Origin of the sequence: Methanoculleus sp. SDB, from assembly GCA_001412355.1 — an archaeon.
Taxonomy (GTDB): Archaea; Halobacteriota; Methanomicrobia; order Methanomicrobiales; family Methanomicrobiaceae; genus LKUD01.
The window spans coordinates 16240-29359 of sequence record LKUD01000049.1 but is presented as its reverse complement, the minus strand read 5'-3'; the positions used below and the strand labels follow the sequence as shown (position 1 = coordinate 29359).

At 57.5% G+C, this 13120-nt stretch carries 12 protein-coding genes; 3 read left to right on the top strand and 9 right to left on the bottom strand.

All coding sequences use genetic code 11. The features are described 5' to 3' along the window. The first annotated feature begins 22 nt into the window (after positions 1-22). The gene (locus APR53_10480) at positions 23-3238 is read left to right on the top strand and encodes a hypothetical protein (protein ID KQC04463.1); all 3216 of its coding nucleotides are present in this window, start codon (positions 23-25) and stop codon (positions 3236-3238) included. A gap of 204 nt (positions 3239-3442) precedes the next feature. Here the strand turns inward: APR53_10480 and APR53_10475 are convergent, their stop codons facing one another. The 3 genes from APR53_10475 to APR53_10465 all read right to left on the bottom strand — a co-directional run bounded on the left by APR53_10475 (position 3443) and on the right by APR53_10465 (position 5469). Continuing rightward, complete coding sequence (locus tag APR53_10475) at positions 3443-3631, bottom strand: hypothetical protein (GenBank protein KQC04462.1); 189 nt, start codon at positions 3629-3631, stop codon at positions 3443-3445. A gap of 119 nt (positions 3632-3750) precedes the next feature. After that, positions 3751-4965: a phosphoglycerate kinase gene (locus tag APR53_10470; protein ID KQC04461.1), complete on the bottom strand. Its 1215-nt coding sequence runs from the start codon at positions 4963-4965 to the stop codon at positions 3751-3753. A gap of 153 nt (positions 4966-5118) precedes the next feature. Next, positions 5119-5469 (bottom strand): hypothetical protein, encoded by a 351-nt coding sequence (locus APR53_10465; protein ID KQC04460.1) that lies wholly within the window; start codon positions 5467-5469, stop codon positions 5119-5121. Between the two features lie 48 nt (positions 5470-5517). Here APR53_10465 and APR53_10460 point away from each other — a divergent pair, with 48 nt between their 5' ends. Together APR53_10460 and APR53_10455 are read left to right on the top strand one after the other, a co-directional pair. Further along, positions 5518-6369, top strand: a complete 852-nt coding sequence (locus APR53_10460; protein ID KQC04459.1) for a hypothetical protein — start codon at positions 5518-5520, stop codon at positions 6367-6369. A 93-nt stretch (positions 6370-6462) separates the two neighbouring features. Next, entirely contained in the window at positions 6463-7239 is a 777-nt protein-coding gene (locus APR53_10455) for a hypothetical protein (GenBank protein ID KQC04458.1), read from the top strand. A 151-nt stretch (positions 7240-7390) separates the two neighbouring features. On the opposite strand, the gene APR53_10450 is transcribed toward APR53_10455, so the two are convergent. From APR53_10450 to APR53_10425, 6 genes are read right to left on the bottom strand one after another with little or no spacing between them, the layout of a single operon-like run. After that, positions 7391-8023, bottom strand: a complete 633-nt coding sequence (locus tag APR53_10450) for an ATP synthase subunit D (GenBank protein ID KQC04457.1) — start codon at positions 8021-8023, stop codon at positions 7391-7393. A gap of 7 nt (positions 8024-8030) precedes the next feature. Then, entirely contained in the window at positions 8031-9422 is a 1392-nt protein-coding gene (locus APR53_10445; GenBank protein ID KQC04456.1) for an ATP synthase subunit B, read from the bottom strand. Positions 9423-9425: 3 nt separating this feature from the next. Beyond that, positions 9426-11174 (bottom strand): ATP synthase subunit A, encoded by a 1749-nt coding sequence (locus APR53_10440; GenBank protein ID KQC04455.1) that lies wholly within the window; start codon positions 11172-11174, stop codon positions 9426-9428. Beyond that, the gene (locus APR53_10435; protein ID KQC04454.1) at positions 11165-11467 is read right to left on the bottom strand and encodes an ATP synthase subunit F; all 303 of its coding nucleotides are present in this window, start codon (positions 11465-11467) and stop codon (positions 11165-11167) included. Before APR53_10435 ends, APR53_10440 begins: the two co-directional genes overlap by 10 nt. A 2-nt stretch (positions 11468-11469) precedes the next feature. Next, positions 11470-12525, bottom strand: coding sequence for an ATP synthase subunit C (locus tag APR53_10430; protein ID KQC04453.1), 1056 nt, complete (start codon positions 12523-12525; stop codon positions 11470-11472). Positions 12526-12537: 12 nt separating this feature from the next. Next, positions 12538-13116 carry an ATP synthase subunit E gene (locus APR53_10425; protein KQC04452.1) on the bottom strand — a complete coding sequence of 193 codons (579 nt, stop codon included), beginning with the start codon at positions 13114-13116 and terminating at the stop codon, positions 12538-12540. Between the last annotated feature and the right edge of the window lie 4 nt (positions 13117-13120).

Below are 13120 nucleotides of genomic sequence, written 5' to 3'. Positions count from 1 at the left end.
AACCCGCGAAAAGGTAGGTGCAATGGATATCCTCGCAAACATTCTCGGCCAGGGAAAAAATCCGAATCCCTGGATTCAGAAAGGGAACGCCTCTCTCGAAAAGGGGCGGTATGACGAAGCGGTGAAACATTTTGATAAGGCGCTTGAAATCAGTCCTGAGGATGGATGGCTGTTTTATCTGGCGGGAACCGCACGGGAAAACCTCTTTTTATACGATGACGCCGCACTCCTGTATGATCAGGCAGCCCGGCTGAATCCCGATCTGACGATTCTCCGCGCACTCGCACGTATGCAGATGCGCCTCGGCCGGGCGAATGACGCGATTACGGTGCTGGACCGCATTCTGGCGGCAGAGCCGGATGATGTTTCCGCCCTGTTCACGAAGGGGGAATGCCTCGATCAGGCAGGATTCTGGGGCGAGGCGGCAGGCTGCTTTGAGCGGGTCCTCGCGCACGATCCCGAAAATCCTTTGCTCCTCGACCGCCTCGCTTCACTCTGTTTACGTGCGGGGCGTAATGAGGACGCAATCAGGCATACCGCGGAGATCCTGAAAAATCATCCCGAAAATCCCGTCCTCCTTGCCGAAAAAGGACTGGGCCTGGAGCGTCAGGGATCGTTTACCGAAGCCGCCGGGGCATTCGAGGGAGCGGTGGCCCGGAACCCGGACGATATCGGATCGCACTATCGGCTTGCGCAGATCTACCTGATGGCAGGCAGGTTCGGAGATGCGGCACGCTGTTTCGAGGCCGTTGCCGTTCACCACCCCGAGCAGTCGGCTGCCCGGCTGGAGCGCGGCCTCGCCCTGTTCTGGAAGGGAGAGTATCCACATGCAGATGCCGCATTCGAAACGGTGATTAAGGCGGATCCCAACAATCCCGTTGCCAGGTTCATGATGGGCATTGCTGCGGTACTGTCGGGAGACCTAGAGAGAAGTTGCGAAGCGTTCGATCACCTGCTCAGACAGGATCAGACCAATACGACGGCATGGTACTATCGGGGACTGTCGCTCTTCCTTGCGGGGAGGTACGAGCAGGCGCTCGAGAGTTTTGGGCACGCGAAAGAACGGACGGGTCGTGCCGGCATGAGCTGGATCGGCGGTGACACGGATTTCACCCTGTTTTCCCGGGATGATGAGAAACGCGGTGCGGCACCTGCACCGGGGGAGGCGGACGTCAGCGAACAGGCCATCAGGGGATTCGAGGCGTTTGCACTGTACCACCTGGGGAAATACGACGAAGCGCTCAAACGGCTGAAGCGCATTACCGATGCCGGCCCCGAAAACACCATGCTGCTTCGCCTGCGGGCGTCCGCTCACCTGCATCTCGGCCAGTACCATGCTGCATCCGAAGCGTTTTCTGCGCTTCTCCGTGTGGTACCGGACGACCGGGAAGCACTTTCCGGGGCTGCATCGGCCCTCGCACATGAGGGCGACATCAGCAGGGCAGCCGGAATCTACCGGCACATCCTCGATGCCGATCCGACGGACGCGGCGGCACGCCTTGCATATGCACGGGCACTCATAATTTCAGGAGAGGAAAGCGATGCAGCCCGCGAATTTTTCACGGTTCTGGAACAGCGCCCCGGCGATACACAGACGCTGTACGAGCTCGGGGATCTCCTCCTCGACCTCGGCAGAGAGGATGAGGCCGGTTCATGCTTTCACCGGTATCTCGAACGAAAACCGGATGATGTCGGGGCACTGCTTCGGTATGCGCTGGCACATGAACGCCGCGGTGCCTACCGGGAGGCTCTTGAGGCACTCGACCGGATTCATGTGCGGGCCCCGGAAAACCGGGCGGCTCTGCTGGCCCGGTACCGGATAACCGGAAAAATGGGCGATCCGAACCTGTCCGCAGCAGCAGCACGCGATCTCATCTCAGCAGGCCTTACACTGCCCGGAATACGACGTTCACTCGGCCATTCCCTGCTGGCACTCGGGAATTACAGGGAAGCGGCAGAGATATTCTCCTGCGGCACGGCCGGGCGGCAGGCAGATGCGGACTGCTGGGTGGCGCTGGGGATGATCATGTCGCAGATGGGCGATCGTGACGAAGCAATCCGGTGCTACACCGAAGCAGTCAGGGAAAAACCGGAGGTCCCGGGCGGATGGGCGTCTCTGGCCGATCTCGCGTATGCAGCCGGCAGGAACAAGCAGGCCGTCGAATACGCGGACCGGGCACTGGACCTCGATCCGGAGGATATCAGGGCAATCCGGGTCAGGGCACGGGCACTGCTGGCTTCCGGGAAATATGCGGACGCCACCGCTTCATACGACACCTATCTACTCCAAACACCTGACGATGCCGATGCCCGGAAGGAGGCGGCGCACGCACTGCTCCGTGCCGGACGGACCGAGGAGGCGGTCACCCGGTTTGCGGAGGCGCTCGAAACGGACAGCCACGATCCGGGGAGCCGGATGATGCTCGGGGCGGCACTCACGACCCTTGGCCGGTACGACGATGCCCTGGAGGCGTTTTCGGAAGTGCTCGCGTCGGATCCCGGCCATCGGGAGGCACGGGTGAAAAAAGCCGAAATGCTCGCACGGCTGGGCAGGATCCCCGAAGCGTCGGATGCGTACCGGGCGGTGCTTGAGGTGGATTCCGGGAATGTGGCCGCACGCCAGGCGCTGATCTCCCTCCTCGAACAGCAGGGACAGACCGGTGAAGCGCTCTCCCGCTATCCCGCCCTCCTCGAACAGCAGGGTGAAAATTGCGACACGCTCTTCGAATACGCCCTCGCCCTGAGTCGCCATGCGGATTACCGTGAGGCTGCCGACGTGACCAAGCGCATTCTTTCGCGAAAGCCCGACCATAATGCCGCACAGGTCCTGCTCGCAAGCCTGCTCTGGAAAACCGGGCGGTTCGAGGATGCGCTCCTTGCCTATGACAGGATACTTCGGACTCGAAACGACGATGCTTTCCTCTGGGGGGCCCGCGGCGTGCTTCTTGACGATATGGGACGTTATTCGGATGCAATCAAATCGTTCGACCGGGCAATCGAACGTGGCGGCGAGGACCCCGATATGCTGTACCGGAAAGGGGTTGCTCTTGTACGGCAGGGGCGGTACGAGCCGGCCTGCGTGCTCTTCGACCGGATGCTCGATGCGGTGCCGGATCATTCACTCGGCTGGTATCACAAGGGAATGGCGCTGCACCGTCTCGGGCGGTTTTCTGAAGCTGCGGTGTGTCTGCAGAATGCCGCCCGGTACGCGGAAACGGCAACGGGAGAGGATGACTAAGGTGAGAAACGGATGATTCGGTTCTTCCTGATCAGAGATAATCCACCCGCAATTCCTTTTTTGCGAGCATAATAATGTTTTGAAAAACGTCGGGATCTGATTCTCTCCACTCCGGCAGGTACTCCGTTACTTCGATGGACAATACCTGCTGAAATAGCGAATCAAATTCCTGTGATGCCTGACGTCGATGTTCCCGAGACAGCTTCACTGGTTCACCCTCCCATGATCCCGGCCAATCCGCACGGAGTGGGAAAAAATCAATTTTTCCTGAAATCCGGGACCTGCCAATATCTCGGTATATCCGTTTCTCTTCTCGATGACAAAACGTGCCGGATATATTCCACGCTTAATAAAATGTAGGTTAAACGGCATATAACGATATGCAAGGCACATATGATATTCACCGTGGGATATCCATGAATATCCGCAATTTTTGGCCTTTTTAAAAAATAGAAAACTATCGGGATTGAATTATAAATTTTACCCTGATTATAATCTCAATCCGCATTCCATTACCAGAAAAGCCGTTTTGATGCCTCAAGTGCCGAAACTGCGGGCAGGGGTTTTCCGGTCAGAAATTCGATGCAGGCCCCCCCTCCGGTTGAAATATGGGTAAAACGGTCTTCAATACCGATCTTTTCGGTGACTGCAGCCGTATGCCCGCCGCCCACGACGGAGAAACCTGCCTCGCTCGCCGCCCGCAACAGCTCGAGTGTTCCGATCGAGAAGTGTGCGTCCTCAAAGACTCCCGCCGGACCATTGAATACCACAGTTCCCGCGGCACGGAGAACTGCCACAGTCGGGAAAACAGCATCCATCCCCAGATCCATGACAGGTTTATCCGGGGGGATGGCATCCACCGCGTGCTCGACCCGCACGTTCCCGTCCCTGACCGCCACATGGGAGGGCATGAGAATGGCGTCGCGGAACCGGTCAAGCAAATCCCGTGCCTTCGCGATTTCCCCTGCATATCCAAGCTGTTCGACGAGCTGGGAGGAGGGGGCGCCGATGTCATACCCGGCGGCCATGAGAAAGATGTTTGCGACCACACCGACCACGACAACACGGTCAGCGATGCCGTTTTCAAGCACGTTTCGAGCTACGTCTATCGAATCGTCCACCTTGGTCCCTCCCAGCACGAAGACAACCGGTTTCGGAGCTCCCGTAATGACACGGGAGAGCGTCTCGACTTCCCGCTGCATCAGAAGGCCCGCGACCGATCGGATCGCAAGCGGGATCCCGACCATGGAAGGCTGTGAGCGGTGTGCCGTCCCGAAAGCATCGTTGACGTAGATATCCGCCATCTGCACGATTTTCCGGACGAAAAGCGTATTTTTAGCATCTTCGGGCCGGAGTTTCAGGTTCTCCTCGGCGTTGAACCGAACGTTTTCGAGCATGAGCACGTCACCCGGCTCCATGGTTCGCACCGCGTCGCGGGCGCATTTCCCGAAGATGTCATCAACGTACCGCACCGGCCGGGAGAGAAGCCGCCCGAGGATCTCCGCATGCGCCTCCAGCGTCGTAAAATCCTTCTTCCCGGGGCGGCTCTGGTGCGTGAGAATGACGCATTTCGCATCCTCCAGCGCCTGAATGGTCGGCACATGCTCCCGAAACCGTTTGTCGTCAAGAATCGTGCTGGATACCGGGTCTATCGGCGAATTGAAGTCAACCCGCAAGAGTGCCGTCTTGCGGGAAAGATCCACATCATTCAGTGTTAAAAATGCCATGCCACGACCAGCTCCGGTGGATAAATCGTTCCTTATCCTGTATGTTGTGCCCGGCATGTGATGAAGTTTGGGTTTATTTCCGCCGGGGGAGACGGTACCCCCAACCCGGACCCCCGCACGGATACGGGCAGGCCGCGGGACCCGCCCGTGGTTTTACTCGTCGGGGCTCGTGTCAAATACCTTCACGATCCGGATCGGTCTCCCCGTCTCCTCCTCGTACCACTCCCGCTCACGGTTCGCCTCCCTGAGTGTTCGGACATAATGGCGCAGCTGCACGCCGGTCTCCGCGTCTACCAGCCGGATCTTGCTCACGGTTTCACCGTGTTCATCGTTGTACTGCTGATGCAAAATGATTTCCCACAAACCTTCCAGGTATCTGTCCTGACCCGGACGAGCGGCCTCCCGAAGATTCTGTGACCGGAGGTGCCGGGAACGCTCATCGGTAAGGGTGCCTGATCCGCGGCTACCTTTCTGCCAGGGAGGGTCGGGCAAAGCCGGAAACACTTCCCCGGGGAAGACTGCACAACCCTATCCCTTCCGGAATACTATAGAATGATGACCATGCCAGTTGACAGGATTCCGATCGGGAGATTCTCCGAAGTGACACGTCTCTCGAAAAAGGCATTATACTGCTACGAGAAGAAAGGGCTTCTTGTACCTGTTGAAAGAGACCTCTGCACCGGCTACCGGTATTATACCCCTCAACAGATCGAACGGGGTATCTGGATCGGCAGCCTTACGAACCTGGGATTCTCGCTGGATGACACGGCGATGATTCTTGACGCCCGCGACCGGGACAGCGCTTCCGTAGAGGCACTTATGAAGGGCCGGTTACATGAAACCCGGGATGAAATCAGTCGTCTGACCAGGGTCGAGCGGATCCTATCATCCGATGATCCGCTGAAGGAGTTGTTCACGGTGGAACTCGAAAACCTGACAATAAAAGAAATACCCCCTATCAGGGCAATGACGATCCGGGGTGAGGGGCCGTATGGCGAGGTGCTGGCATCGCTGATCGAACAGATCTGCAGGGAGGCATTTAGCCCCGAAAACCTGCAGAACAACGTGAAAGCCACCGGCCCCGTTTCCTCGGTCTATATCGGCGAGAACTGTGACGAAACGGGAGGGCTTGTCGAGGTCGCCCTGCCTGTTTCGGGAAACGTGACCATAACAACCCCGGCAATCACTATCAGGACCCTTCCCGCCGTTACTGCCGTGACGGTGATATACAGGGGCCCGTACGGCAACCTCGGTATGGCACACCAGAAAGTGTTTGAATATCTGCAGGAAAATCACCTCACATGGACAGGACCCGCCCGGGAGCTGTACCTGAACGACCCGGCCGACGTCCCGGAGAAGGACCTGTTAACCGAGATACAGTACCCTATCAGTAAGGAGACCTGAATGCCGCCCTTTTTTTGAGAAAAACCGCTTACCCGGACATGCCCTCCCTCCGACACTACAATATACCACGGCAGCCTATACCTCGAATACGGTATGTCATCGTCAGAGGAGATAATCGAGCTCTGCAAACTGGAGCACACAGCGCTCCGGCGGGAACTGAACCAGCTGAAATGGTGCGAGATCCAGTTCTTCACCTTTGCGATAACGGCAACGATCGTTGTCCTGGGCCTGATTTTTAAAAACAGCAGCGACCTGAATCTGCACTATCTCGAGAACAACGCAGTATGCCTCATCTCCCTCGTGCCTCTCCTGTTCCTTATCCCGTCGCTCTGGATATTTCTCGATACGGCAAAAACGATCTCACGCATCGTCGGATACCATTTCTGGCTCGAAGACATACTCCTCGGAAGAACCGCCCCCGATGCGATCCGTTTCCACGGATGGGAAACGGCGCTCACCATTCTCCGGGAAAATGTACGGTACCTCGAGCACGCCCGCGACAGTCCCGGCGAAAGCAGCATGATTCAGGCAATTCTCGGGGACTTAAAAGAGTATAATAAAAATTTTCTGCTGCTGAAAACGTCGAACCTCGCGGTGTTCTTAAGTATCCGGGGATTTCTCGTTGCCGTGTACGTCACGTTCGTCGCATTTATCGCCCTGTGTTCGTTTCCGTTTGCGTATTTTGCCTGCCGGAACGGGCTCGCCATCTTTTCGCAGTACAACCTCTTCAATGCAGTCGGGTGTGCCGTTGTCATCTTTGCATTCTTTACCATATTCTGGGAATTTGCCACCCTGAAGCACCTGATTTTCGGGAAATTTTCCGACAGGGCCAACCGGATCAAATGGAGAATCGCGTTTGAAAAACCGTAACGCTCCTCTTCCGGATTTCGCGTGGTGAGAGGGGCTATCCGGTCATTTTACGTAAAAAGCGAATGCCTGATAACCATCGCTCTGTGTTCCGCATGACACGTGGTTTTACGACAGAAGAGGGGGAGCTTAAAAAAAATAATTCTGATCGGGCTTATGCCTTCGCAGACTTCGCCTTGATCTTCTTGAGCCGGAAGAGCTCTTCCCGCTCCATCTCGTCGAGCCGCATCTTGATGAAGTTGCTGGCTTCCGTGAGTTCGGGGATGACCTTGAACTCGAGCGCGTTGACACGACGCTTCGTGTGCTCGATTTCGTCGAGCAGGCGCTTCATGGTCGTTTCGATCTCGGCCGCCTTGATGATCTCCTCGACCAGTTCCTCAAACGCCGTCGCCGTCTCGTCGATGACCGCCGAGGTGCCCAGAAGGCCGTATCCCCGCTCGCTGAGGTCCTTTCGCACGCGGGTCGATTCAATCTCCGGGACCACAACGCCCATGATGTTCTTCTGATTCAGCGTGATCTCCGGGGTCTCCTTCACCGACATCGCGGCTGCTTTGACCCCGATTGCGCCTTCGAAGGTGTTTGCGATCGCGATCATCTCGACAGCCCGGTCATATCGTTCCTGCATGGCCCCCCGGCTGTCTTTCGCCTCCTCCAGCACCTTGAAGAACTCAAGGATCAGTCCGTCGCGCTTCATTTTCAGAATGTTGTACCCGCGTTCCGAGAGCTTGATCCTCTTCTTGAGACCAATCAGCTCGGACCGCGTCGGTTTTACATCTTTCAGCGCCATCGGATCCTCACGCCTCCGGTATTGCCGCCTTTCTGTACTTCGGGTGGTACTTGTGGATCAGGTCACGGTCGATACGCACCAGCTGCTCCTCGGGCAGTGTCGACAGGAGCTCCCAGCCGAGATCGAGTGATTCCTGGATCGACCGGTCCTCGTTGTGCCCCTGCCGGACGAAACGGCCCTCGAAGAGGTCCGCAAATTCGAGGAAGAGACGGTCACGCTCGGAGAGCGCGTCCTTTCCGACGATTGCCACAAGGCCACGGAGATCGTTGCCTTCCGCATAGCCCGCGTAGAGCTGGTCGGAGACCTTCTTGTGGTCTTCGCGGGTATACCCTTCGCCGATGCCGAGGTTCATCAGCCGCGAGAGGGAGGGAAGCACGTTGATCGGCGGGTAGATACCCTTGCGGTGCAGTTCACGGTTGACCACGATCTGGCCTTCCGTGATATACCCGGAGAGGTCGGGGATCGGATGGGTGATATCGTCACCGGGCATCGTCAGGATCGAGAGCTGTGTGACTGATCCCTTCTTGCCCTTGATGATGCCGGCACGCTCGTAGATCGACGCGAGGTCGGTGTACATGTATCCCGGATACCCGCGACGGCCCGGCACTTCCTCACGTGCCGCACCGATCTGCCGCAGCGCTTCGCAGTAATTGGTCATGTCCGTCAGGATGACAAGCACATGGTACCCGAGTTCGAATGCAAGGTATTCGGCAGTCGTAAGTGCGAGACGCGGGGTGATGATACGTTCGACCGCAGGATCGTCGGCGAGGTTGAGGAACACGACCGCGTGCTCGAGCGCTCCCGTGCGCTCGAAGTCGGCCATAAACTGGTTCTCCTCTTCCTTCGTAATGCCCATCGCGGCAAAGACCACCGCAAACTCCTCCTCGCTGCCGGGCACTTTCGCCTGGCGGGCGATCTGGAGAGCGATCTCGTTGTGCGGAAGACCGGACCCCGAGAAGATCGGGAGCTTCTGTCCCCGGACGAGCGTGTTCGTTGCGTCGATGGTCGAGATGCCGGTCTGGATGAACTGGTCGGGGGACGACCGGGCATAGGGATTGATTGCAGCTCCGATGACGTCGATACGCTTCTCGGGCACGATGTCGGGCCCACCGTCCTTCGGCTTGCCGCCGCCGGAGAGGATACGGCCGAGCATCTCGCGTCCCACGGGCATCTTGATCGTCTCGCCGGTAAACCGGATGCCGCTGTCCCTTCCGATACCGCGGGTATCTTCAAAGACCTGCACGACGACGATCTCGTCGCTCGTGTCAAGCACCTGGCCGCGCTTCATCGTCCCGTCCGCCTGCACGATATTGACCAGTTCGCCGTACGCAACCGGCTCCGTCTTTTCGACGAAGAGCAGAGGTCCTGCAACCTGGGTAATCGTTCTGTACTCTTTCATGCTTCAGGCCTCCCTCAATGCCTTGAATTCGGCTTCCATGTTCACGACGATCTTTTCAAGGTCAGCCTTGTAGTCCTTCGTGAACTTTATCTGCGGCATGTCGTTCTTCGCCTTGATGCCGATGACCTGTGCCGTCGGCACGCCCACTTTCTGGGCGCCGTAGGCAAGGGTGGCGAACGTGCGGATCGTCTTCAGGATATCGTACTGCTTCTCCATGTCACAGAACGTATCCACCGGATCGAAGGCATTCTGCTGAAGGAAGATCTCACGGAGCATGCGTGCCACCTCGATGGTTACCTGCTCCTCGTCAGGGAGGGCGTCGGAGCCCACCAGCTGCACGATCTCCTGCAGCTCCGACTCTTTCTGGAGCACTTCCATCGCCCATGACCGGACGATGTTCCACTCGGGCGAGACGTTCTCGTCATACCAGTCGTGGAGTGTGTCGAGATAGAGAGAGTACGAGTCGAGCCAGTTGATGGCCGGGAAGTGGCGCCGTTGCGAGAGCTTCGCGTCAAGTGCCCAGAAGACCTTCACGATACGGAGCGTATTCTGCGTAACAGGCTCGGAGAAGTCACCGCCCGGCGGGGAGACAGCCCCGATGACCGTCACGGATCCCGATTCGCCGTTCAGGGCCTCGACACGTCCCGCACGCTCGTAGAACTCGGAGAGACGGGCGGCAAGGTACGCAGGGTACCCCTCTTCGCCGGGCATCTCCTCAAGACGGGACGAGATCTCACGCATTGCCTCGGCCCACCGCGATGTGGAGTCTGCCATGAGCGATACATCATAGCCCATGTCACGGAAGTACTCGGCGATCGTAATACCGGTATATACCGATGCCTCACGGGCCGCAACCGGCATATTGGAGGTGTTGGCGATCAGCACCGTCCGCTCCATGAGCGGTTTGCCGGTCTTCGGGTCCTCAAGCTCAGGGAACTCGGTCAGCACTTCGGTCATCTCGTTGCCGCGTTCACCGCAACCGATATAGACCACGATCTCAGCGTCGGACCACTTGGCAAGCGCCTGCTGCGTTACCGTCTTACCGCTCCCGAAGGGGCCCGGAATGGCTGCAGTGCCGCCCTTCGCAATCGGGAAGAGGCCGTCGAGAATACGCTGCCCCGTGATGAGGGGGATATCAGGGTTCTTCTTCTCGGTGACGGGGCGGGGCACCCGGACGGGCCACTTGTGCATCATCTGCAGTTCCGTGCCGTCCTCAAGGATACAGACCGTCTCCTCGACCGTGAAACTGCCCTGCTTGATCTCTTTGATCTTCCCGGCATTCACGTTCGGGGGCACCATAATGCGGTGCATGATGTTGGTCTCCTGCACCTCGCCGATGATGGTGCCCGGTTCGACCTCGTCTCCGCTCTTTTTCACGGGCACAAAGTCCCATTTTTTCTCGTGCGACAGGCCGGGTGCCGAAACACCGCGCTCGATGAAATCGCCCATCTTCTCCATGAGCACTTCGAGCGGACGCTGAATCCCGTCGTAGATACTGGTCAGCAGCCCGGGGCCGAGCTCAACTGCAAGCGACAGCCCCGTATTTTCCACGGGCTCACCGGGCCGGATACCGGAGGTATCCTCATAGACCTGGATGATCGTGTTGTCACCCTGGATCTTGATGACCTCTCCCATCAGCTGCTCGTTTCCGACCCTCACCACATCGTACATGTGAGCGTCAAGGCCGACTGCTGTCACAACCGGCCCGGAAATTCGCTTGAGAGTTCCTTTGTTGCTTCCTTTCACTTCCACAGATCAACACCCACTGATCTCTTAATTCTCTCTCTCATCGACAATCCGCCTTCCTCGCCGCCGATGGTTATTACTGTCGGCCGTACCGATTCCTCAAGGGTGGTGCGGAGCCGTGGCGGGAGCCGCTCCATATCGCTTCCCTTCAGAACGAGAATGCCGATATCATCACTGCCAAGAATGGTGGTGATATGCTCGACAAATTTTTCGTCCCGGTTGGCAGCATACGTGCGTTTGATACCCGCAAGCCTGAAGCCCAGGATGAAATCGCTGTTTCCTACAACTGCAATCTCCATGGTTACACCACCAGATAACTCTGGATCCGCTCTGTCGGGAGGTGTGCCTCCTTGCCGCGTGCGAGCGACCTGAGATTCTGTACTTCGTACTTTTTCTTCTCCAGATACACGAGAACCGGGCATATTGAGAACGGGTACCGCTTCGAGAGGCGCTCCATTTCAGCAAGCATGATGCGGGTAAGCTCTATCTCGATCTCATGAATGGGACGGTGGTTCCTGATGTCCTCCAGAAGTCCGGTGACGGATTGGAGTCCGCCCTTTTTCTGGACGGCATCGATAAAATCACCGGCATTCTCGATGGCGGCGATACGCTGCAGCTCATCAATCGAAAACGATCCGCCCGGGATCATCAGGGTCCGGATATCTCCTTCGACGGTACCGGATCTCAGGCGGAACAGGTTCTGAACATTCATGAAATCGATCTCGAGCCGGATGTATGCGAGGAATGCAAACCCTCCCTTCACTCCCGATTTCGCGTCGATCAAAAGTTCGTTGTAGAATCCCTTGTAGAGCTCGTTTTCGAGCTGTGCAAACGATCCGGTCTCGAGCGCTCCCGGAAGTTCCCGTTCGAGAACGGGGTAGAGCCGTTTTCCCTTCATCGCGTCTGCGATCCGTTCCACCGAATCTTCGGCAAGAAGACGGTCCAGAAACGCCCGGTTCAGCTTCCCGGCAGGGATGAGAACCTCCTTGATTCTCCCCGCGGAGACACCCTGCTGCTTCCCGCGCAGGATTGTCAGGAAATTCTGGATATCCCACCTCCGCAGGTAGCTCTGCATGAACTGGTGCAGGGCACCGGGAGTGATTTCCAGAATTTTCTGGTATTCTTTGGCAAGGTTCCAGCTGAGCGCGACTTCCACGAGATCAATCCCTGAAAACGATGGGGAGAGCTCATCAATCTCAGCCTTATACTCGGTTTCCTCAATGAAACGAGTTATTTCGGGAAGGCTCATGTTCAGCATCCGGAGATAATCCTCACGGGGCAGGAGCTTCGCTTTCCGCACGCGCATCCGTGTACACACGTAGGTGTAAGGACCCGGTCCCAGACTTACTTCGGCCATATAGCGGCCTCCTTACCGAAACAGGATATCGGATGCATCCTTCAGACCTGATTCCCATACCTCGGAGAGGAAGGTCGGGTAACTGAAGTCGAGCTGCAGTTCCCCGTCCTTGCTCTCCGCGATGATTCCACCAGCAATATCCACAGTGTCTCCCAGCGTGAATCCGGCAAGGCCCTTCAGCCCCGTGAGTGCGTCCTGCACCGCGGGCCGGTCCCGTGCGTTGCAGTAAATGACTCCTCCGGACAGTTCCTTGGCTGCACGTTTACACAGCTCACGAACCGCTTTTTTATGGAAATCCTCTGGCAGATCGGCGATGGCTGCCACTGTGGCTGTATATACCTGATCAAGGAGATCTTTCTGGACGTTCAATGTGTTGCGTTTCACGACGAGGTTTGCAGCCGCCACTTCCTGCGTGAGGATCCGGCCGGTAGTGCGTTCTACCTCGTCCTGAACAGAGAGTTTAACGGATTCGGCTTTTTCCTGAGCAGCCGAGAGGATGGTTGTCACCTCGGTATCTGCTTCGCGCCGGATCCGCTCCGCTTCGTTACGCCCTTTTTCCCTGATCTCACCGACGACAGCATCCAATGCCATTGTA